Origin of the sequence: Burkholderia crassaminum, from assembly GCF_964265005.1 — a bacterium.
GTDB lineage: Bacteria > Pseudomonadota > Gammaproteobacteria > Burkholderiales > Burkholderiaceae > Burkholderia.
Genome location: NZ_OZ183799.1, coordinates 25082 through 45833 on the forward strand (window position 1 = coordinate 25082; position 20752 = coordinate 45833).

18 protein-coding genes, 1 tRNA gene and 1 rRNA gene are annotated in these 20752 nt (G+C 62.9%); 8 read left to right on the top strand and 12 right to left on the bottom strand.

Going from position 1 to position 20752, the window contains the following annotated elements:
• Positions 1-26: 26 nt before the first annotated feature.
• The 3 genes from ACPTTF_RS00060 to ACPTTF_RS00070 all read right to left on the bottom strand — a co-directional run bounded on the left by ACPTTF_RS00060 (position 27) and on the right by ACPTTF_RS00070 (position 3758).
• Positions 27-1559, bottom strand: a 16S ribosomal RNA gene (locus ACPTTF_RS00060).
• 574 nt (positions 1560-2133) lie between these two features.
• A complete protein-coding gene (locus ACPTTF_RS00065; protein WP_423369937.1) occupies positions 2134-2667 on the bottom strand; it encodes a cytochrome b in 534 nt (177 codons plus the stop codon).
• On the bottom strand, positions 2664-3758 hold the full coding sequence (locus ACPTTF_RS00070) for a catalase family peroxidase (RefSeq protein WP_423369938.1): 1095 nt from the start codon (positions 3756-3758) through the stop codon (positions 2664-2666). Before ACPTTF_RS00070 ends, ACPTTF_RS00065 begins: the two co-directional genes overlap by 4 nt.
• A gap of 156 nt (positions 3759-3914) precedes the next feature.
• On the opposite strand from ACPTTF_RS00070, the gene ACPTTF_RS00075 reads away from it, so the two are divergent.
• Together ACPTTF_RS00075 and ACPTTF_RS00080 are read left to right on the top strand one after the other, a co-directional pair.
• On the top strand, positions 3915-4436 hold the full coding sequence (locus tag ACPTTF_RS00075; RefSeq protein ID WP_059527789.1) for a sigma-70 family RNA polymerase sigma factor: 522 nt from the start codon (positions 3915-3917) through the stop codon (positions 4434-4436).
• Complete coding sequence (locus ACPTTF_RS00080) at positions 4433-5191, top strand: anti-sigma factor family protein (RefSeq protein ID WP_423369939.1); 759 nt, start codon at positions 4433-4435, stop codon at positions 5189-5191. The genes ACPTTF_RS00075 and ACPTTF_RS00080 overlap by 4 nt, the downstream gene beginning before the upstream one ends.
• Positions 5192-6007: 816 nt before the next feature.
• Here ACPTTF_RS00080 and ACPTTF_RS00085 read toward each other — a convergent pair.
• From ACPTTF_RS00085 to ACPTTF_RS00115, 7 genes are all read right to left on the bottom strand, one after another.
• Positions 6008-6325 carry a hypothetical protein gene (locus ACPTTF_RS00085; RefSeq protein WP_423369940.1) on the bottom strand — a complete coding sequence of 106 codons (318 nt, stop codon included), beginning with the start codon at positions 6323-6325 and terminating at the stop codon, positions 6008-6010.
• Between the two features lie 15 nt (positions 6326-6340).
• Entirely contained in the window at positions 6341-7240 is a 900-nt protein-coding gene (locus ACPTTF_RS00090; protein WP_423369941.1) for an Imm72 family immunity protein, read from the bottom strand.
• A gap of 89 nt (positions 7241-7329) precedes the next feature.
• A complete protein-coding gene (locus ACPTTF_RS00095) occupies positions 7330-8403 on the bottom strand; it encodes an Imm72 family immunity protein (RefSeq protein ID WP_423369942.1) in 1074 nt (357 codons plus the stop codon).
• Positions 8400-9977 carry a hypothetical protein gene (locus ACPTTF_RS00100; RefSeq protein ID WP_423369943.1) on the bottom strand — a complete coding sequence of 526 codons (1578 nt, stop codon included), beginning with the start codon at positions 9975-9977 and terminating at the stop codon, positions 8400-8402. Before ACPTTF_RS00100 ends, ACPTTF_RS00095 begins: the two co-directional genes overlap by 4 nt.
• Positions 9978-9979: 2 nt before the next feature.
• Positions 9980-12754, bottom strand: coding sequence for a type VI secretion system Vgr family protein (locus tag ACPTTF_RS00105; RefSeq protein WP_423369944.1), 2775 nt, complete (start codon positions 12752-12754; stop codon positions 9980-9982).
• Positions 12755-12933: 179 nt separating this feature from the next.
• Positions 12934-13542 (bottom strand): hypothetical protein, encoded by a 609-nt coding sequence (locus tag ACPTTF_RS00110; protein WP_423369945.1) that lies wholly within the window; start codon positions 13540-13542, stop codon positions 12934-12936.
• Positions 13543-13854: 312 nt separating this feature from the next.
• Entirely contained in the window at positions 13855-14109 is a 255-nt protein-coding gene (locus ACPTTF_RS00115; protein WP_423369946.1) for a hypothetical protein, read from the bottom strand.
• A gap of 596 nt (positions 14110-14705) precedes the next feature.
• Between ACPTTF_RS00115 and ACPTTF_RS00120 the strand changes: the two genes are divergently transcribed.
• A tRNA-Val gene (locus ACPTTF_RS00120) sits at positions 14706-14782 on the top strand.
• 309 nt (positions 14783-15091) lie between these two features.
• The gene (locus tag ACPTTF_RS00125) at positions 15092-15607 is read left to right on the top strand and encodes a DUF2628 domain-containing protein (RefSeq protein ID WP_423369947.1); all 516 of its coding nucleotides are present in this window, start codon (positions 15092-15094) and stop codon (positions 15605-15607) included.
• 93 nt (positions 15608-15700) lie between these two features.
• On the opposite strand, the gene ACPTTF_RS00130 is transcribed toward ACPTTF_RS00125, so the two are convergent.
• Both ACPTTF_RS00130 and ACPTTF_RS00135 read right to left on the bottom strand, forming a co-directional pair.
• A complete protein-coding gene (locus tag ACPTTF_RS00130; RefSeq protein ID WP_166964015.1) occupies positions 15701-16582 on the bottom strand; it encodes a sigma-70 family RNA polymerase sigma factor in 882 nt (293 codons plus the stop codon).
• Complete coding sequence (locus ACPTTF_RS00135) at positions 16582-17058, bottom strand: carboxymuconolactone decarboxylase family protein (protein WP_423369948.1); 477 nt, start codon at positions 17056-17058, stop codon at positions 16582-16584. Before ACPTTF_RS00135 ends, ACPTTF_RS00130 begins: the two co-directional genes overlap by 1 nt.
• Positions 17059-17618: 560 nt before the next feature.
• On the opposite strand from ACPTTF_RS00135, the gene egtB reads away from it, so the two are divergent.
• The 4 genes from egtB (at position 17619) to ACPTTF_RS00155 (ending at position 20721) form a co-directional block, all read left to right on the top strand.
• Entirely contained in the window at positions 17619-18842 is a 1224-nt protein-coding gene (gene egtB, locus ACPTTF_RS00140) for an ergothioneine biosynthesis protein EgtB (RefSeq protein ID WP_423369949.1), read from the top strand.
• On the top strand, positions 18826-19839 hold the full coding sequence (egtD, locus tag ACPTTF_RS00145) for an L-histidine N(alpha)-methyltransferase (RefSeq protein ID WP_423369950.1): 1014 nt from the start codon (positions 18826-18828) through the stop codon (positions 19837-19839). The genes egtB and egtD overlap by 17 nt, the downstream gene beginning before the upstream one ends.
• Before the next feature lie 302 nt (positions 19840-20141).
• Positions 20142-20429: a hypothetical protein gene (locus tag ACPTTF_RS00150; protein ID WP_166964007.1), complete on the top strand. Its 288-nt coding sequence runs from the start codon at positions 20142-20144 to the stop codon at positions 20427-20429.
• A 37-nt stretch (positions 20430-20466) separates the two neighbouring features.
• Positions 20467-20721 carry a hypothetical protein gene (locus ACPTTF_RS00155; RefSeq protein ID WP_166964006.1) on the top strand — a complete coding sequence of 85 codons (255 nt, stop codon included), beginning with the start codon at positions 20467-20469 and terminating at the stop codon, positions 20719-20721.
• The last annotated feature ends 31 nt before the right edge of the window (positions 20722-20752 follow it).

Below are 20752 nucleotides of genomic sequence, written 5' to 3' on the forward strand. Positions count from 1 at the left end.
CGCTCAATTTTTGCGAGAAGCTCTGGAAAGGAGGTGATCCAGCCGCACCTTCCGATACGGCTACCTTGTTACGACTTCACCCCAGTCATGAATCCTACCGTGGTGACCGTCCTCCTTGCGGTTAGACTAGCCACTTCTGGTAAAACCCACTCCCATGGTGTGACGGGCGGTGTGTACAAGACCCGGGAACGTATTCACCGCGGCATGCTGATCCGCGATTACTAGCGATTCCAGCTTCATGCACTCGAGTTGCAGAGTGCAATCCGGACTACGATCGGTTTTCTGGGATTAGCTCCCCCTCGCGGGTTGGCAACCCTCTGTTCCGACCATTGTATGACGTGTGAAGCCCTACCCATAAGGGCCATGAGGACTTGACGTCATCCCCACCTTCCTCCGGTTTGTCACCGGCAGTCTCCTTAGAGTGCTCTTGCGTAGCAACTAAGGACAAGGGTTGCGCTCGTTGCGGGACTTAACCCAACATCTCACGACACGAGCTGACGACAGCCATGCAGCACCTGTGCGCCGGTTCTCTTTCGAGCACTCCCACCTCTCAGCAGGATTCCGACCATGTCAAGGGTAGGTAAGGTTTTTCGCGTTGCATCGAATTAATCCACATCATCCACCGCTTGTGCGGGTCCCCGTCAATTCCTTTGAGTTTTAATCTTGCGACCGTACTCCCCAGGCGGTCAACTTCACGCGTTAGCTACGTTACTAAGGAAATGAATCCCCAACAACTAGTTGACATCGTTTAGGGCGTGGACTACCAGGGTATCTAATCCTGTTTGCTCCCCACGCTTTCGTGCATGAGCGTCAGTATTGGCCCAGGGGGCTGCCTTCGCCATCGGTATTCCTCCACATCTCTACGCATTTCACTGCTACACGTGGAATTCTACCCCCCTCTGCCATACTCTAGCCTGCCAGTCACCAATGCAGTTCCCAGGTTGAGCCCGGGGATTTCACATCGGTCTTAGCAAACCGCCTGCGCACGCTTTACGCCCAGTAATTCCGATTAACGCTCGCACCCTACGTATTACCGCGGCTGCTGGCACGTAGTTAGCCGGTGCTTATTCTTCCGGTACCGTCATCCCCCGACCGTATTAGGGTCAAGGATTTCTTTCCGGACAAAAGTGCTTTACAACCCGAAGGCCTTCTTCACACACGCGGCATTGCTGGATCAGGCTTTCGCCCATTGTCCAAAATTCCCCACTGCTGCCTCCCGTAGGAGTCTGGGCCGTGTCTCAGTCCCAGTGTGGCTGGTCGTCCTCTCAGACCAGCTACTGATCGTCGCCTTGGTAGGCCTTTACCCCACCAACTAGCTAATCAGCCATCGGCCAACCCTATAGCGCGAGGCCCGAAGGTCCCCCGCTTTCATCCGTAGATCGTATGCGGTATTAATCCGGCTTTCGCCGGGCTATCCCCCACTACAGGACATGTTCCGATGTATTACTCACCCGTTCGCCACTCGCCACCAGGTGCAAGCACCCGTGCTGCCGTTCGACTTGCATGTGTAAGGCATGCCGCCAGCGTTCAATCTGAGCCAGGATCAAACTCTTCAGTTTAAACCTGTTACTGTTTTCGGTTCAGTTAAGAACCGGTCGCTCACTCAAAACTGACAGGAATATGAATCACTTCATAAACCTGACTTACTTTAGTGTGAGACTCTTGATACTTTCGCTATCTGATCCGAGGATCAGCTCGCTGCCATCAAGCGCCCACACTTATCGGCTGTTAATTTTTAAAGAACATTTCTGCGAGGAACTTCGTGTTTCTCAGCAGCGCTGCGTTTTCAGCAGCAGAGAAGCGAGATTATCAACCGTTTTTTAAAACTCGTCAACAACTTTTTTAACTACTTCGTTGCGACGACTGCGGTTTAATTTCGTGTGCACTGGAATCGATAAAACCGACTTCAACAGCACCGCTTCCCTTCTTTCTCCCGCGCTGCGTTTCCGTTAGCGCGAAAGAGGCGTGATTCTAAGCACCCGCCCTCATCTACGCAAGCCCCTTTGTGAAATATTTTTGACATGCTAAGCCGGGAGCCGCTGAGCCGACCCGGCGGTCATATATAAGCGGCACGGCAAGAGCCGCCTCGGTCGCACGTGAACAGCCCCGCCGCCGCGAACGCAACCTTCCCGGTTACCGCCCCACCATCGCCCTCACCACGCCGTCCCGTCGAATCAGCCCGTGATACAGCGCCGCGGCAAAGTGCGCGAGGAACGTCGCAAAGAACAGATACGCCAGCACGCGATGCGCGACCCTGAGCCAGGCGAACGTCACCGGATCAGCCGAAACCAGCGCCGGCAGTTGTACGCCACCGCCCAGCGTCACCGGGTACCCGCCCGCCGACAGCATCGCCCACCCGATCAGCGGCATCGCGAGCATCAGCGCATACAGCACGAGATGCGACCCGTGCGCGGCCACCTTCTGCCACCACGGCAGGTCCTCGGGCAACGCCGGCGACTTCGACAGCACTCGCACCACGATCCGCACGCACACCAGCACCAGGACGGCCACACCCAGTGGCTTGTGAATCGCCACCAGGATCTCGTGCCGCTCGGAAACGGACGCCACCATCCCCACCCCGATGAACAGCATCGCGAGGATCATCGCGGCCATTACCCAGTGCAGCACCCGCGCCGGCAAGCTAAACGTCGTCGAAGCCTTCATCATCGTCCCTCCCCACTCAATCGCGCCACGCCAGCCACCCCGGCCTCTTCGCTCGTGCGCCGCAGATACGAATCCGCATACGCCGCAGAACGCGCCGCCAGCAACGGATCACCCGACACCTGGATCCCCTGCGGCAGCACCGTCGGGTCGTAATTCACGTCGCGGCACGGCCCGCTGTCCTGCGCCTCCACGCGGTCGAGCACGAGCGTGCCCGCGTCGATCGTCGTGCGCTGCGCGGGCCAGACCTTGGTCGCGTCGTCCACCGGATCGCCGGGCTCCGCCAACGTGACCAGCAGCTTCCACTTCTGCGCACCCGCCGCGATGCGCTGCGTCACGTCCTGCTGTAATACGTTTGGATCCGCCGCCGTCGCGACGCCGCCGGCGCCTGCCGTCTGCTCCGTCACGACGCGCCACCGCACCGCCTGGCGCTTGCCGGCCGCATCGACGAAGTAAAACGCGTTCAATCCGTAATAGCTTTCGGTGACGTAGCTCGCGCTCGGCTTCGCACCCTTCACCCATTCGCGGAACGCGGCCGTCTCCGGGTGCGCGCCGAAAAACGCCTTCACCTTCGCCGGGTCGGGCTTGCCCGTCTGCGGATCGGGCCGGGTCGCCAGCAATTGCGCGTAGAACGCCTGCGGCGTCGCCACCGGAAACACGGGCATCGCGTTCATCCCGGTTCGCCATTGCTCGCCATCGGGCGCAGTGAGCTTCAGCGCGAGGCTGCGGATCGGCACGCTGCTGTCGGGTGCGTATGGATTCCCGCCCGGCAACGCGAAACGCCCGACCACCGGCGTGCGCACCGCCTTGAAGAACGGCGCGACCGAATACGCGCTCGCGGCGCCGTTGCCTTCGAAGTAACCGGTCACGCACACGCCCTTCGCGTGATTGCGCCGGAAGCCTGGGTGAATGCCGCCGCCGGCCGTCTGCAACGCGTCGACGATCCGGTGCGGGGTCAGACGCGCCGGTGCGAGCCACCCGCCGACATATCCGAACGCCACGGCCACGCCGGCCACCGCGCCGCCGATCGCGGCCCAGCGCCACCACCCGCGCCCAAGCTCGCGCTGCGGCGAAGAAGAGGAAGAAGATCGCTCCATGAATGTGCTCCCGACCGTCAGGTCATTGTCGAACCCGCGTAGGACGCCACCCGCACCGCTTTATTCCACGAAAATTTTTTTCGTATGCTGGTGGAATAAGCGGCGCCCACCGGCGTCTTACGCGGCATCTCGACCCATTCGGCAACCGGCCCGGCCATGCCCTCCACCGCCCTCGACGACGACGCACTGCGCGAACTCATCCCCAGGCTGCGACGCTTCGCGCTCTGGCTCGCGCGCGACGTCCACGCGGCCGACGATCTCGTCCAGTCGACGCTCGAGCGCGCGCTGTCGCGCTGGACGAGCCGCCGCGACGACGCGTCGCTGCGCAGCTGGCTCTTCACGATCCTGTACCGGCAGTTTCTCGACGGGAAACGCAGCGCGAAGCGCTACAACTGGCTGCTCGGCCGGATCCGTGACGACGACGAAGCGCACTGGCCGTCCGCCGAACGCGAATTCACGGCGCGCGCGACGCTCGAAGCGTTCGGCCGGCTGTCGGACGAGCAGCGCAGCCTGCTGCTGCTCGTCGCGGTCGAGGGCTTCACCTATCAGGAAGTCGCCGACCTGCTCGAGGTGCCGATCGGCACCGTGATGTCGCGGCTCTCCCGCGCGCGCCAGGCGCTGCGCCAGCTCAGCGACGGCGAGCTCCCCGCTCCTTCTTTGCGATTGATGAAAAAATGAACACCCCTCCGAACGAACACGACCTTCAGGCCTACGTCGACGGCCAGCTCGACGACGATGCGCGCGCCGCGGTCGAGCGCTATCTCGCGCTGCATCCGGAGCGCGCGGAACAGATGAAGCAATGGCAGCAGGATGCGCAGCGGTTGCGGGCCGCGCTGGAAAGCGTGCGGATGCCGGCGGATAACCCTGCGCTGGATCCCGCGGCCATTCGCGGACGGCGGGCGGAGCGCGCGCGGATGCGGTTCGCGATCGCGGCTTCGTTCGTGTTCTGCGTCGGGCTGGGAACGTTCGGCGGATGGCAGGCGCGCGGGTGGAACGCGCCGCCGCCCATCGCGCCGATGAGCGACGCGCTCGAGGCTTACCGGATGATGGTGGTCGATCAGACGGCCAAGGTCGATTACCGGCCGACCGGTGCGGGCGATTTGCAGGGGTGGCTCACCAGGCGCGTCGGGGCATCGGCAAGGCTGCCGGATTTGAGCGCGGCGGGGTTCAGGCCGGTCGGTGGGCGGTTGTTTACGACGGACAGCGGCGCAACGGCTGCGATGGTGCTCTATGAAGACGAGGCCGGGCGGACGCTGAGCTTCTATCTCCGGCCGGCGGAATCGAAACATCGGCTGCTGCCGGCCGGGCAACGCGTGGATGGTGCGTTGCTCGCGCGGTACGGGTCGGTGAACGGGCTCAACTATGCGGTGGTCGGGCCGGCCGGGAGCCTCGCGGAGAAAGCGGTCGCGCAGGCGCTCGATCAGCAGACTTGAGTGGTACGATGCGCGCGCTGTCGGCGGGCGGTGGTGGCCGTCGGCGTCCGGAATGATGCGGCTTTGCTGGCTCGGGCTCGCTTGCGCTCACCACTCGCCTGCACAGTGTTTCGACTGACTTTCCTGGTCGGTTGTCCACACCGAAGCGCCTCCGGCACCCTCACCTTTTGGAGTCACAGGGTTTCGAGTCGCTGCGGAACGGGATATCCACATCGATCGTGACAATCGCCGCGCGCAGCCATCGGTCGACTCGCTCACTCTCCGTCTGCACAGCGTTTGAGGTTGTTTCGGAGCGCGATATCCACAACCAGCGAGATAACGCGAACACTTGCACCGAATTCGATTACTCTCACTCGCTGAATGCACAGGTCTTCGAGTGCTTTGACTTCTCGATATCCACAAGGCATTCAATCACGATGGACCCCGCGAAAGCTATCCACATCGTCTGCTCTATTCCGGCGAGGTCATGTCAGACAAGGCGTTCGAGCTGATTCGTGTGGTCGAATGCAAAGCGCTCACCTGTTCGATGCACAGGAGTTCGACTGGTTGGTGTGCGGGTTGTCCACATGCAGACCGCCGACAAGCGCACGAAACGCGACGCTCATTCCACACGGACCCACATCGTAGAACAGGCTGCCCTCCGACCAGTCGTGTGCTTACGCATTCGGTTGAGCTTGTCACGGTCCGAATTCACCAGGATCCGCACCCGGCTTGCGATCCGGGTGCATGCTCACCTGTTGCTCGCACAGCGTTTCGCGTCGTTTGCGCCGCAGTTATCCACATACGAAGGCTGACCACCTTCGCCGCTTCCGAAGGTCACTTGGTCAGATAAACCTTGAGAATCTCGCCGGTCTCCGGGGAGATGACGTATTTCATCGACGTCCCGAGCGGACTTGCATTGCCGAGCCCGCGCATGCCGGGAGGCATCTTCGCCACGAACGTCACGCTGATGACGTGATCCTCGGGCGTCGGATCCGCCATGCCTTCACTTTCGTCTTCGATGCAGATCTCGAAGTTGTGCAGATCCTGCCCGGTCTTTGCAAAATCCTCATAGGCGGCCTTCAGGCCGAGCAGCGTCGCGGTATTGAGTCGGACGGAACATCGATCGACCTTGCCGAAATTCAGCTTGCTCATGGCGTTCTCCGGATATCACGGGTTCAGGCTCGTCTGCGGTACCTGCAGTGGCTCGAGGAAATACTGCGATTCGTCGGGAATGATGCCGTTCACGTAACGCCGGTCTTCCCACAGCAATCGCCAGCACGTCGGGATGAACAATCCCGGGAGGTCATCCGTGAGGTTCGGCGCACGAGCGCCCCGAATGAAATAATTGAAGCAACCTCCGTTACGCAAACTGGGCATGACGAGCGGCACGATGCCCGGCCGCCTCGACCACTTGACGACGACAGGCTCCCAGATGCCGTCGCAAGGCACTTTCCGGCCGGTCCAGATGACCGGGCCCACCGCTTGTGGAACCGCAGGCAGCTCCTCCGGAAACACCGGGTACGGAAGCGTGTGGAAGTTGCGCTTATAGGCATTCGGGGAGAGCAGCAGCCTTGCCGTGTGCAGTTTTGCAACGTCGCCGAATCTTTCCCCCGGATCGAACGGTGCATACTCCATCTGGTACTCCGACGCGTGCAGCAGTTGGGCCAGCGCTTCAATCTTCGGCGGGTACGGCGCAGCCTGCGCGCCGCGATCCCAGTAATCGGGATGAGGGTAGAAATACGCTTCCAGAAAGTCATAGCGCCTGGACGCTTGCTGCAGCGGCCCACCGCGCTGCCAGACTTGCCGGTTCCCTCGGGCCAGCTCGGTCAGCCCTTGATCGTAAGCAGCGAGAATCTCTGCGATGAGTGGAAAGTGCTTGTCATGAATTCCATCAGGATCGTCATCGGGCCAAGTGTTCACCGCATGCTCGTACGCGTTTGCGAATCGTGCAAATGCGTCGCGCTTGCGTTTCCAGAGCGAATAACTGGTCAGGCGTTGAAGCAGCCAGAAAATCCTGCGCCGCGTCACATCATCCGTCATGTCGTACAGCGTGATCGCATCCGTCATCGCTGATCTTCGCCATTCCTCGCCGATCGAGCCCGCTGGAGCCGTTTTGCTGTTGCTCGCCCCGGTCTCGATTTCGTCGCTCGCCCGCACTACGAACGCTTCACCAGGCGCCACGTCACCCAGTGCACCTTGAGCTCGCCGAGATTGTCCCTGACGAGCATGTCGGGCATCGCAGCCCCGGCTTCGACGTGCAGCGTCTTGCCGCCGTATTCGTCCGTCTGCCATTCGCCAGAAACCGGGCAGCGATCGCCGGTCCGGACCTCAGTGACGGTTTCCCGAGCCGGCTGCGGCGCCGGTGGCTCAAGGAAATACTGCGACTCGTCGGGAATGACGCCGTCCGCGTATCGCTTGTCTTCCCACAACAATCGCCAGTGTGTCTTGACGACCGCACCCGTGTCGTCATCGCTGAGGTTCGGCGCGCGGATGTCCCGAATGAAATAATTGAAGCAGCCGTTACTGCGCAAACTGCGATTGCCGACCGGCACGATGCCCAACAATTTCGATTGCTCGACCGCAACGGGTTCCCAGATGCCGTCGCAAGGCACCTTCTCGCCTGACTTGATCACCGGGCCGACTGGCTCTGGAACCTCAGGCAAATCCACCGGAAACACCGGATACGGAAGTGTGTAGAAGCTGTGCTCGTACGCCTCCGGAGACAGCAGCAAGTCTATCGAGCACAGTTGTGCGAGGTAGTCTTCCAAAGGTGGCGGCTCGAACGGCGCATACTCCACCTGGTATTCCGATGCATGCAGCAGCTGGGCCAGCGCGTCGACCTTCGGCGGATAGGGAGCAAACTGCGCACCACGGTCCCAGTAATCGTAATGCGGGAAAAAATACGCGTTCAAATGGTTGTACCGATCGATCGCGTATTGCAGCGGCTCACCGCGCTGCCAGACGAACCGGTACCCTCGGGCCAACTCGGTCAGCCCTCGATCGTAAGCGGCGAGAATCTCGAAGACCGTCGGCAAATTGTCTGCCGGCACCCTCTCCGGATCACCTTCAGGCCAGGTCTTCACCGCGTGCTCGTATTCGTTCGCGAAGAGTGCAAACGCATCGCGCTTGCGCTTCCAGAGCGAATAACTGGTCAGGCGTTGAAGCAGCCAGAAAATCCTGCGCCGCGTCGCGTCATCCGTCATGTCGTCCTGCTTGATCGTATCCGTCATCTCTGACCTTCGTTGTTCGCTGCCGATCGAGTCGCTGCGGTCACTTTGCTGTTGGTCGCCTTGGTCTGGATTTCGTCACCCGCCAGCCGGCGTGTCTCCGTCGCATAGTGGATGTCGTCCTCGTACTTGCTGTAGCCGTACACCTTCTCGACATTCTCCCAGTTCGTCTTGTGGAACTCGATCTTGACGCCGTTGTACTCCCGCTTGACATGCAGATCCGCGTGCCCGGTGAAATTCTCGAAATCCTTCTTGATCTTGTTTCCCTCTGCATGCACAAACGCAGACAGTTCGCCGAAGTCGACGACCAATTGATCTCCGCCGCCTTCGAGATACTGCACGGGCTTCTCCGTGCCGTACTGTTCGGCAATCTTTCCAGCCCATGCGTTGGCCTTCGGCATCCGCTCGCCGAAATCGTGCGGCAACTGCATGACGACGATGAACCCGTTGCCGTTCCAGGAATCCAGCACGGCGGAGAGCCTGCGCCACTCCTCCGCGGTCTTCGGCGGCTCGCCGACACCCCAGAACGCGGGACTTCTGCCGCCCGCCGAGCTGCCACCCTCCCACTTCGCCAGTTCGGACGGGTTACCGAACACGCGGTACACCTTCTTGCCGGCGAGTTCCTTCGCAGTCAGCGCCTTGATCGGGCCGCTGAACGACGCGATGTCGAGAAACACATCCTTATCGCCGAACAGAGGCATCTTGCCTTTCCTGTCGACGATGTTCGGCCAACCGCGGGCAATTTTCTCGCCGTATTTCGCCTTGAGCCGCGCCTCGCCACGCTTGTCAGCCAGGCACTCCTCCGACGGAAACCGCCCCCGACGAATCTCGCGAGCAAACTTGCGCTCCTGCAGATACGCCTCGGCCTCGCGCTTGATCTTCGGTGCCCCGCCCGTCGCGATTTCATGCATCTCGCCGCGATAGACCATGTTCTGCAGCACCTTGAGCTTCGCGTTCAGTTCCTTGATCGCGTCCGGCACGATCTTGTCGGCCATATCCTGAAGCGCGTGAAAACCGCTGCTGACACGCTCGAGCGCGGCGCGATACTTGTCCGGGAGCAACCGGCCGACGCGTGACGAAAGCACTTGGCCAATGGTCACGCGCATACCCGCGCAAAAATCCTTCAGCTTCCCCAGGACTTGCGCCTGGTACTTGCCCAGGTCCAGCGCCTTCAACCACTTCGGCGCGTCGCCGTGCCCCATCCGGTTCAGGAATTGCACGACCGCCTTGAGCAGTTCGGCATCCTTCGCGACATCACCAGTGACCTTCAGCAGCAATCGCCCGAGCCCCTTGATGACGCCGCCCACGACCGGGATCAGCGCGAAGATGAGCACAACCAGCAGCACGCGCTGCATCTTGTCGTCGCGCTTGACCGGATCCTGGCTCATGCCGATGCTGACGGCCAGCAGATCGCGAACGGCGGTTGCGTCACCCACGAGCGGAATCATCCCGATCGCGGCATCGACGATGATCTGGCTGATGGTCTGTTTCTCGTTGAACGCGCCTTCCATCGTTCCCCAGCACCATTGCCCGACTTCCAGCGACGTTGCCTTGAAATCCTCGATCGTCCAGCTCACGCTCACGCTCCCCCGTGCTTGTTGATGATTGCGTCGATGTCGGCTTCGGTGAGGCTTTCTCCCTTGTAGTCGGGATTGGTGGTCTTGTCCTTGCGCGCATACGGCCGCGCGTCCGGCCCGAGTTCGACCTTGATCGCGCCGGCCGGCACGTTCTCCAGATGCATCCGTCCCTGCGAATCCAGCACGCCTTCGCGCGTGGCGCCATCGGACAGCGTCGCGACGTACTTCGCGCCCTGCACCGGCTCGTTGTCGTGATACTGGTATTGCAGCGCGGCCGCGTGTACGGAAGTCGGCAACGCCGGCAGCGGATAAGCCATGCTCGTCGGCCCCGCGAACGTATGCGAAGCGCCCTTGATATCGACCTTGCCCGGCGCATGAACCTCGACGTTTCCACCCTGGATCCGGATGTACGCGCCGCCGCTCGTCAGCAGGATCCCCTGGTCGGCCGCGATCTCGATCCGGTCCGTCGACGACACCACCTTCACCGCCTTCTGCGCGGTCACTTCGATGTTGTCCGCCTGCGCCTGGATCTCCACCTTGCCCTTGCCCGCGAACAGCTTCATCCCCGCGTTCTGCGCGAACAGGCTCAGCTTCTGCCCGATACTCGCCACCAGCGACTTGCCGGTTGCGATATGCACGCTCTGCCCGCTCGCGACGTTCACGTGGTCCTGCGCGGCCACATGCACCGACTGCTGCGTCGCCAGCCCGATCCCCGACGGGCTGCCGAACAGCATCACCGGTTCCTTGAATGCGTTCGCGCTGCCCGTGCCACCGCCGGCCGTGCGTCCGCCTGATGCGCCGCCCGACGCGCTGTTCTGCGTTGCGTCGGCAAACGCGCGCATCGTGTCCTGCGCGTCCTTCAGGCTTTCCGCCTGATGCTGTTCGCTCACGCTCGACATCGCCTCGACGAGGCTCTCGCCCGTCACGAGCTGCTGCTGCGCTTCCTTCACATCGAGCGGCTGGCTGTTCGCCGCCTTCGGATGCGTCGTCACGTACAGGCCCTGGCTCGCCCGCACCGCGCCATACGCATCGGAGCGCAGGTCGAAGCCGCTGCCGAGATACGACCCGCGTGAATTGGCGTTGTGGTCGATGATGTAGCCGAGATGCAGCAGGCTGTTCGCGCTGCTGCTCATCAGCTGCACGCGGTTCTGCCCGGTTGCGTCGTCCATCACGAGCTGGTTGTAGCCGCTGCCCGAATACTCTTTCGATCGATAGCCCGACAGGATCCCGTCGGTATGCCACTGCGGCTGGTTCGCGCCGTTGTACACGCGCCCGACCGCCAGCGGCCGGTCGCAGTCGCCACCGACGTAGTCGATCAGCACTTCCTCGCCGATACGCGGCACATGCACGCCGCCGTAACCGCCGCCGCTGTCCGACTGCACGACGCGCACCCAGCACGATGCGTTCTCGTTGCCCGGATTGATCCGGTCCCACACGAACTGCACGCGGATCCGGTTCAGCGCGTCGGTATACACCTCTTCGCCCTGCGGCCCGACGACGATCGCCGTCTCGAGATGCATCTCGGGCTTGCTGTGTTCGAACGGGCTGCGATACGGCACGCTCACGCGTTGCGCGTCGACCTCAACGAGATAGAAGCCGACCGACCCGTCTCCGTGCGATACCTGAAGGCCGGGGGTGTTTTCGTATCGCGCGCGCACCTGACCGAGCGCACGACCCAGGCTATGCGGGAAATCCGAGTCGGTGCCCGATACGGGCAAGTTGTTCTCGATCCACCAGGAAACACCGATCGCGGCGAACTCGCGCTGATCGGCGGAATCGCGTTCGTGCGCAGGGTGGTCGGCCAGCGTGAAGCGCCGGCCCGCATCGATCGCACGCACGCCGCCCGCGCCATGAAAGCGCTTCGCCTGCGACTCCCACTCCTCCATCCGCACCTTGGTCAGATGGTCGCCGCGCGTCTGGTCGAGATACGTATAGGCGCCCGTGTATTCGTAGACTTCGAGCTGATCCGGCAACTCGCCCTGGCCGCCCATCGTCGGCAGCGATGTGCCCTTCGGGTTCGCCGACTGCGAAGGATTCTTGTAGTCGAACGTGCGCGTCGTACGCGTCACGCTCTGCAGCGTGCGCGTGCCCGACCATTGCGTGAACGCGTCGGCCTCGCTGCCCACGCCGCCGCTATAGAAGCGCACGGTTTCCGGCGACAGCGGCGCGAACGCCTGCAGGTTGTCGGTGATGACGAGCGTATGCGACTTGCCGTCGTCGGCCTGCTGCCACGCGCCGTACAGCCCCTCATCTTCCATCAGCCGGTGCACGAAGTTCCAGTCCGTCTCGCTTTGCCGCGTATACGACCGGTTCTCCAATGGCTGCGACAACACAAACCGGAACCGTCCGCGCGCCTCCGGATGCACGTCGAGCACATCGGAAATAATGTCCTCTGCGTTCTTGTCGATCCAGATTTTCTCGTCGCGGCGGAACCGCAGGACATGCATCCACGCGTGCAGTTCGAGCTGATAGGTCGTCACCCCGCCATTCGCGCCAAGCCGGCGCGCGGTGTAGATGTAGCCGCTGACGGGCCGGTACGCATTGTTCGCCTGCTGAATCCATAGCGTGGCCGGTTGCGCGATCAGCTTCTTGAGTTCGAGATCGTCATTGCCCGCGACGACATCGAGCGTGAACGAATAGTCTCGTCCGATCCGCGATCGGCCGATCGCGCGCTGTACCGCGAGTACGTTGGCTCCCAGCGGCGTATCCAACTTGAGCAAACGGTCCTGCTGAAGCAATCCACCGCGAAGCGCGGCGCCGACGTCCGGCACGTTCATGATGCAGCCCTTTTTTATTTCAGCACCCTCGGATGGTGTCTGTGACTCAGTCGCGCGAGATTCTACCGTTTAATCAGGGCATTAACGCTAATCGTCGGACCAGGAACAGGGGCATGACCGCAACACGCGCGGCACGATTCGTCATGCGGATTGCGCCGGCCGCCGTCGCATCGTTCGGGTCAGGCTGTCGCGTTGCCATCGCCCAGGCCGCTACGTTTCAACACCTCCCGCAGGCACACCGGACACACGTACTCACCGGCGTCCCACAGCCGCACGAACATGGCCCGATCGTCGATCCGGAACGTTGAATCGACGATGTCGATATCCGGCCCGAGCACCTTGCGCAAAAACGCTTCGTCGAACCAATACGCGGATTCATGCTTCACGCTGCCATTGGTTACTCGCACGACGTGACAATCACGGATCACGTCGATCGTCAGGATCGCCGTTTCGATATCCGGCGATGCCCGCGTCGGCCGGATCAGCCCATGAAGCTCGCATCGCGCGTGATTGCTAGGCCATTTGGCATTCGCCGCGACGATGGACGTGTCGAACGCCTGCTCTTTCGTCGTCGGTTTATACGGCGCTTCGCCGGAGCGCACGAGCAGTTCGTCAAGGCACGCCAAACAGACATACGCGCGCAAGCGCTCCAGCGCCGCGATCTTCGGAAATGCCTTCACGTGCGCGACCTGATCGACCAAGGTCGCGTCGACCTCGTGCTCGTCGAGCTCGGCGCGCATCATCCACATCTCCCAGCTGTATCTCGGCCGGTCGAGCGAGACCTTCACGAGTTCGCCGGGCTCACACTGCCCGCGCAGCCTGATGCGTGCGGCAACGCCTGTCGACGTTGTCGCCGTGGAAGCGTGTCCGTGCCGATGGCAAACGCTCGGTCCCATTACTTGCTCCAGTTGCGAGCACGGCTCGCGTCGCTCTGCTCTTTCTTCGGGTTCATCGCGCCGTGGAAGATATCGATCATTCACGCACCGTATCCATGGCGTTCAATGACGTACTGTCCCGGCCCGCGCGATGCAATCGAACCGTACGAGCGCTGCAGCGCAGTCAATGAATCGATCATCTGCCTGTGCTTCTCATCATCCGGTTCACACCGTGACGAGCCATCTGACGATCTCTTCGATGTCTTTGCGGGACAGCTTCCCGACGCGATCGACAAACACCCCGTAGTCGAGATCGAACTTCACGTTGAATCGTTCGCCCTTGTAGCGGCAACACAGGACTTCGGCTTCCGGGATCGACACGCGTTGCTCGAGCACGATGTCGCCCGCATGTTGCTGCAACCGGTGTACGACGGCATCGATATCGAGTGCGTCGAGCCGGGTCAACGAAGAATCGGTCATGTGCCGTGAGCCTGTGCGCCAGGCCTTCGCATCCTGAATGCCGGCGATTCTACAGATCTACAGATACGGCGGCTTGCCCATTATCCGATGCGCGTCACAGCTTGCCGCTTCGTTTGTCCGATGGGTGCACGCAGTGCATATCCTGCGCGGATCACAGTCGACGGACTGTGCTTATCCAAAGGTGTTAACAGGGTTCGTATACATACGTAGTGATAGTTAACAAGCCCTGTGCCCCACAGTGGATAACGTCCCTAACATCCTGAATTTTCTACAGGAAGCAGGATGCATAACCATGGGTGTGTCGCGTGAACAGTTCCGCGCAGCACAGAACAACTTTTCGTCGATTCACAGCCGCGGCGACATATCCTCAATCGTTCCACTGTGAATCCAGAGGCTTGCCGGAGGGTTATCCAGAGGGCAATGTGGATAACATCACAGCGCATCGACACGTTTTGCTGTGATGCGAAGCAGTGAAGCCAGCGTCCCTGGCATCGCCATCCAACATCGATCGTCTTTCTCCGCGCACCCCGATTCAAAAAATTTTCACGAAGGGGCTTGTGCTCCTCAAAAACCCTCTCTATAATTCGCGGCTTCTTAGGCTCGTAGCTCAGTTGGTTAGAGCACCACCTTGACATGGTGGGGGTCGTTGGTTCGAATCCAATCGAGCCTACCAACGAACAAAATGAAGGGGTCTGGCAGCACAACTTGCCTACAGGCAATGCGGCTCGCCAACATACAAACGCCACGCGGCAACTTCGCGTGGCGTTTTTCTTTTTCCGGCCGAAACAACGCATGTCGCCCCGATGCGTTGCGTGATCCACGGCATCGCATCCTTCCTCACCGACACCTCGATTCGCCATACAACGGCCGCTACGCCGCGCGTAGAATCGTGTGCGCATCGAAGCGGCTGTTCCGGCCGTCGCCCGATTTCCAACGTATCAAAACAACGACGCGCGACCCGCGCGACTGAGAGCACACGACCATGTCCGACGTCACAACCGCCACATCGTCCGCAAGCAACGACGAAATCGCCGCTTACGTCGGCAAGAAAGCCCCCTGGTTCGAGAAGAAATGGACGCTCGCCGCGTCGCGAAAGAACCGGCAGTCGTGGAACTGGGCAGCCTGTTTCCTGGGCCCGGTCTGGATGGCGTATCGATGCATGTACTGGCAGGCGTCGGCCGTCCTTGGCGCGTCGCTCGCGATCACGCTGGTCGAGCTGCTGTTCTTCCCGAAGTACTTCGAATCGAGCACGCTCGACCCGGTCACGATCGGGATCGCGGTGTCGCTCGGCTGGTACGGGAACGGCATCTACAAGGCGCACGTCGAGCGCAAGATCGACAAGCTGCGCCCGAACGCGACGTCCCGCGAATCGTTTCTCGCGCTGCTGGAAGCGCAGGGCGGCACGAACTGGCTCGCGGCGACCGGTTTCGCGGTCGCGACGCCGTTGCTCGGCTTCCTGATGATCGTGATCCGCAACCTCGTGGCCGGGACGTATTGATCGCACGAGCACGAACCGGCGGCCGGTAAAGCAGGGCGGCAGGACGGAGCGCAGCGCGGCCGTGCATGCGCACGGCGCGCGATCCCGCCACCCTCAGTGCAGATGCTTCAACTTGTCAGGATTACGCACGACATAGATTGCGACGATCTTTCCGTCCTCGATCTCGAGCGCCGTGGTCTGCAGCTCGCCGTCGGATTCCAGCGTGACGAAACCCGGCAGCCCGTTGATGAACCCGGCACGCACGAGCTTCGACGCATGCGTCGCGAACAGCTCGGCCAGGTACTCGTGCACCTTCATCACGCGTTCGAAGCCGAACACCGGCTTGCCCGCCGCCGTGCGCTTGCCGCCGCCGTCCGAATGCAGGCTCACGTCCTCGGCAAGCATCGCGCCGAGCGCGCGCATGTCGCCGCTGCGTGACGCCGCAAAAAACGCTTCCGCCAATTCGATCCCGCGCTGTTTCTCGACATGGAAACGCGGCCGCGCCTCGCGCACATGCGTGCGGGCCCGCGCGGCGAGCTGCCGGCACGCGGCCGCATCGCGCTGGATCGTCGTGGCCACTTCGTCGAACTCGAGGCCGAACACGTCGTGCAGCAGGAACGCCGCGCGTTCGAGCGGCGAGAGCCGTTCGAGCGCGAGCAGCAGCGGCAGCGTGACGTCTTCCTGTTCGTCTTCCTCGACGACCGGCTCGGGCAGCCACGGGCCGATATAGGTCTCGCGCTGGTGCCGCGCGGACTTCAGCTGGTCGAGGCACATGCGCATCACCATGCGGCGCAGGAACGCCTCGGGCACGCGCACCTCGGTGCGCTCGACGTCCATCCAGCGGATGAACGCCTCCTGCACCATGTCCTCGGCATCCGCGACGGAACCGAGCATCCGGTACGCGACGCGGATCAGCGTGCGGCGTAGCGGGTCGAAGCTCGCGGCCGCATCGGCCCGTTCTTCCGCGCTGCCCTTGGCCGGGTCGAGGGTCGGCATCAGGCCACCATCTTCGCGGCGGCGGCCTTCGCATCGGCCGGCTCGATCCACAGCCCGAAGCCGACCGCGAGCCGGTTCCAGCCGTTGATCACGTTGATCATCAGCGTGAGTTTCACCTGTTCCTCCTGGCTGAAGTGGTCGTTCAGCGCCGCGTAGGCCGCTTCGTGCGCGGCGTGGCCCTCCGACAGCCGCGTGAGCGCGTCGGTCCAGCCGAGCGCCGCGCGTTCGCGGTCGGTGTAGCAGGGCGCTTCGCGCCACGCGGAAAGCAGGTAGATGCGCTGCTCGGTCTCGCCTTGCTCGCGTGCTTCGGCCGTGTGCATGTTAATGCAGTTCGCGCACGCGTTGATTTGCGATGCGCGGATCTTCACGAGCTCGATTAGCGTCGGTTCGAGGCTCTGCGCGGCGGCGACCGATACGGTCATCCAGTTCTTCATCAGTGCGGGCGCGGCGGCAAACGGATTGAGTTTCGCAGTCATGGTCCTTCTCCTTTCGTGTGGGTTCCGGTGATATGACGAGCGAGCCCCCCGCGTGTGTGACATCGGAGCAAAAAATTTTTCGAAGCGTGTGTAGCTGCGGATCCCGGACGAAGGGCGGGGCGGTTCATCGCCGTGCCGATGGCGGCGCACGAACGCGTTCGTCAGACAAACCCGTGCGTCACCAGGCCTTCACTCACGATCGCTGCGCGGATGTCATGGGGCGTCAGTAGCCTGCATGCGCCGACGAGCGCGTCGCGCAAGGCGTTCACGCCCGAACGGGCAAGCATGGCCCGTGTGTCACGCATCCGACATGCGCGCAGCCAACACTTTCATTTTTCTTTCGTTCGCGTTTCGCCGGCATCCCGATTCGCAGCATTCACATTTCTGGACCATACTGTTCTGCACGGGCAGATGAAGTGACGCCGCATTCGCGGCCCGGCGCGCGCGCCGGCTGCCCGACGACGCAGCAGCAGGTCGCACGTCAGCCGCGCGCATCACGCGCAAGGCTTTCCTTTTTCCGGCAACGCAACGCAGCGAATCGCGACGTGAACGGTAAACCGATGAGCCTCCTTGCATCACACCTTCAGCGCCGTTACCAGGACGTGCGCGCGCATAGCGTCGCGTTGACCGCGACGCTGTCCGCCGAAGACCAGGCCGTGCAGTCGATGCCCGACGCCAGCCCGACGAAATGGCATCTCGCGCATACGACCTGGTTCTTCGAAACTGTCGTGCTGATGCGCCGCGTGCCCGGCTACGCGCCGTTCGACGCCGCCTTCCAGTTCCTCTTCAATTCCTATTACGAAGCGCTCGGCCCGCGTCACCCGCGGCCGCAACGCGGGCTGCTCACGCGACCGTCGCTCGACGAGGTGCATGCGTACCGGCAATACGTCGACGACGCGATGCTGCGCGCGCTGGCCGGTGCCGATGCCACGCTGCTCGATACGATTGCACCCGAGATCGTGCTCGGCCTGCATCACGAGCAGCAGCACCAGGAACTGATCGTCACCGACATGCTGCACGCGTTCTCGTGCAACCCGTTGAAGCCGGCGTTCCGGCCGCGCAACGGGACGGACGCGGGCGCAATGGCCGCGGGCGATGCCGGCGCGCAGCACTGGCTGCACCAGCCGGGCGGGCTCGTCGAGATCGGCCACGACGGCGATGCGTTCTCGTTCGACAACGAACGGCCGCGTCATACGGCGCTCGTGCGGCCGTACGAGATCGCGAACCGCCTCGTGACGAATGCGGAATTCGCGGCGTTCATCGCCGACGGCGGCTACACGCGCCCCGAGTTCTGGCTGTCCGACGGCTGGGCCACGGTGCAGCGGGAAGGGTGGCAAGGGCCCGCGTACTGGATGCCCGACGACGACGATGCGGCCGCCACGCGCGTACGGCGCAGGTTCGGCCTGCACGGCATCGAACCGCTCGCACCCGACGCACCGGTGTGCCACGTGAGCTTCTACGAAGCGGCCGCGTACGCGGAATGGGCCGGCGCGCGCCTTCCGACCGAATTCGAATGGGAAGCCGCGTTCCCCGCCCAAGGCATCCGGCAGATGCTCGGGCACGTGTGGCAATGGACGCGCTCGTCCTACGAGCCGTACCCGGGCTTTCGGCCGCTTGCAGGCGTCGCGGCCGAATACAACGGCAAGTTCATGGTCGGCCAGCAGGTCCTGCGCGGCAGCAGCATCGCGACGCCGCCCGGGCACGAACGGCCGACGTACCGCAATTTCTTTCCGCCGGCCGCGCGCTGGCAATTCACGGGAGTGCGACTTGCGCGAGACGTCTGACCAGACGGCCACGAGCGGTGGCCAGCAACCCGCCCGCGATTCGCGGCCGAGCGCGTTCGAGCGCGACCTGATCGACGGACTGTCGCGTACGCCGCGCAGCATTCCGCCGAAATACTTCTACGATGCGGCCGGCTCCGCGCTGTTCGATCGCATCTGCGAACTGCCCGAGTATTACCCGACCCGCACCGAGCTCGGCATCCTGCGCGATCGCGCGGCCGAGATCGTGCGGCGCGTCGGCCCGCATGCGGAACTCGTCGAATTCGGCGCCGGCTCGCTCGAGAAGATCCGCGTGCTGCTCGACGCGTTCGCGGGCAACTATGCGAACGCGCCGGCGCGCTACGTGCCGGTCGACATCTCGGCGGACTACCTGCACGGCGCGGCCGCGCGACTGTGTTCGGCCTATCCGTGGCTCGACGTCGCGCCGCTCGCGGCCGACTACACGAAGGCCGAGCAACTGGCCGCGCTGACCGCGACACCGGCGCGGCGCATCGGCTTCTTTCCCGGCTCGACGATCGGCAACTTCTCGCCGGAAGAAGCCGATGCGTTCCTGCGCGATGCGGCGCGGCTGCTGCGAGGCGGCGGCTTGCTGGTCGGCGCCGATCTCGTGAAGGACACGCGCACGCTGCACGACGCGTACAACGATGCGCAGGGCGTGACCGCGCAGTTCAACCTGAACCTGCTGGTGCGCGCGAACACTGAGCTCGGCGCGGATTTCGACGTCGACGCGTTCTCGCATTGCGCGTTCTACGACAGCGTACGGCAGCGCATCGAGATGCATCTCGTCAGCGACATCGCGCAGACCGTACACGTACGCGGCCATGCGTTCCGCTTCGACGCCGGCGAGCGTATCCACACGGAGAATTCGCACAAGTTCACGATCGACGGCTTCCATGCGATCGCGCGCCGCGCAGGATTCGAGCCCGATACCGTGTGGACCGACGCGGACAACCTGTTCAGCGTGCACTGGTTGCGCAGCGTCGACGATATCCGCGCGTAACGCCCATGCTTGCGAATCGCTCGCGTATGGTGCGGGCGGTTCGCTCTCGGCGCATGCCCGTTCCAGCGCTCGCCGGCGCGTACCGATCGCCCGGCTTCGTGCGGAAAATCCCTCCTTTACCGGCCCGATGCAGCGTTGCAACGGTATCTGGAGTGCCGCCTCTTCCTTGTCCGGCAAGGCTTTGCGGGCAGCCGTAAACGTCCGTTACCGGTCTCGCATACCCGTTTCACCTGTGTCAGTGCCCGGTGCCTAGACTCCGAACCGTATTCACATGACGCACGACACGTGCAGGGAGTCGCGAGATGAACAAGAAACTCATTCTCGGTGCAGTTCTCGGTGTAGCGGCGCTGGCAGCTTCGGGCGTCGCATCGGCCCACGTCGACCTGTCGGTCGGCATCGGTGTACCGGCCTATGCGGCGCCGGCACCCGTCTACGTGGCGCCGCCTCCGCCCGTCATGTACGCGCCGGTCGGCTATCGCGATGACGGCTGGCGTGCGCGCGAATGGCGCGAACACGAGTGGCGCCGCCGTGAATGGCGCGAGCACGAATGGCATGATCGCGGCGACTGGCGCGGCCGCCGCTGGGATTGAGCGGCTCGACTGACTACGACAAGAGGAGAACGAAAACATGATGCCCATTCGACACATCAGGCTGTGCGCCGGCGCCGCGATCGTTGCGCTGGCCACGATCGGCAGCGCGCACGCGGCGGGCTGCATGAAGGGCGCAGTGGTCGGCGGTGTGGCCGGCCACTATGCGGGGCACCACGCGGTCGTCGGCGCGGTCGGCGGCTGTATCGTCGGCCACCACATGGCGAAGAAGCATGCTGAAGAGCAGGCCGCGCAGCACAAGGCCGCCACGCAGGGCATGCAGCCGGCTCAGTAAGCGTCATCGTCACCGGGGCGGCGCTGCGGCG

Excerpts from the sequence above, each read along its gene's own strand:
- ACPTTF_RS00130 (WP_166964015.1), bottom strand. The coding sequence starts at position 16,582 with ATGCCGACCCTCGACCCGGCCAAGGGCAGCGCGGAAGAACGGGCCGAT.
- ACPTTF_RS00150 (WP_166964007.1), top strand. The coding sequence starts at position 20,142 with ATGAACAAGAAACTCATTCTCGGTGCAGTTCTCGGTGTAGCGGCGCTG.
- ACPTTF_RS00105 (WP_423369944.1), bottom strand. The coding sequence starts at position 12,754 with ATGAACGTGCCGGACGTCGGCGCCGCGCTTCGCGGTGGATTGCTTCAG.
- ACPTTF_RS00095 (WP_423369942.1), bottom strand. The coding sequence starts at position 8,403 with ATGACGGATACGATCAAGCAGGACGACATGACGGATGACGCGACGCGG.
- ACPTTF_RS00065 (WP_423369937.1), bottom strand. The coding sequence starts at position 2,667 with ATGATGAAGGCTTCGACGACGTTTAGCTTGCCGGCGCGGGTGCTGCAC.
- ACPTTF_RS00135 (WP_423369948.1), bottom strand. The coding sequence starts at position 17,058 with ATGACTGCGAAACTCAATCCGTTTGCCGCCGCGCCCGCACTGATGAAG.
- ACPTTF_RS00155 (WP_166964006.1), top strand. The coding sequence starts at position 20,467 with ATGATGCCCATTCGACACATCAGGCTGTGCGCCGGCGCCGCGATCGTT.
- ACPTTF_RS00080 (WP_423369939.1), top strand. The coding sequence starts at position 4,433 with ATGAACACCCCTCCGAACGAACACGACCTTCAGGCCTACGTCGACGGC.
- ACPTTF_RS00115 (WP_423369946.1), bottom strand. The coding sequence starts at position 14,109 with ATGACCGATTCTTCGTTGACCCGGCTCGACGCACTCGATATCGATGCC.
- ACPTTF_RS00075 (WP_059527789.1), top strand. The coding sequence starts at position 3,915 with ATGCCCTCCACCGCCCTCGACGACGACGCACTGCGCGAACTCATCCCC.
- ACPTTF_RS00125 (WP_423369947.1), top strand. The coding sequence starts at position 15,092 with ATGTCCGACGTCACAACCGCCACATCGTCCGCAAGCAACGACGAAATC.
- egtB (WP_423369949.1), top strand. The coding sequence starts at position 17,619 with ATGAGCCTCCTTGCATCACACCTTCAGCGCCGTTACCAGGACGTGCGC.
- ACPTTF_RS00070 (WP_423369938.1), bottom strand. The coding sequence starts at position 3,758 with ATGGAGCGATCTTCTTCCTCTTCTTCGCCGCAGCGCGAGCTTGGGCGC.
- ACPTTF_RS00085 (WP_423369940.1), bottom strand. The coding sequence starts at position 6,325 with ATGAGCAAGCTGAATTTCGGCAAGGTCGATCGATGTTCCGTCCGACTC.
- ACPTTF_RS00090 (WP_423369941.1), bottom strand. The coding sequence starts at position 7,240 with ATGACGGATGCGATCACGCTGTACGACATGACGGATGATGTGACGCGG.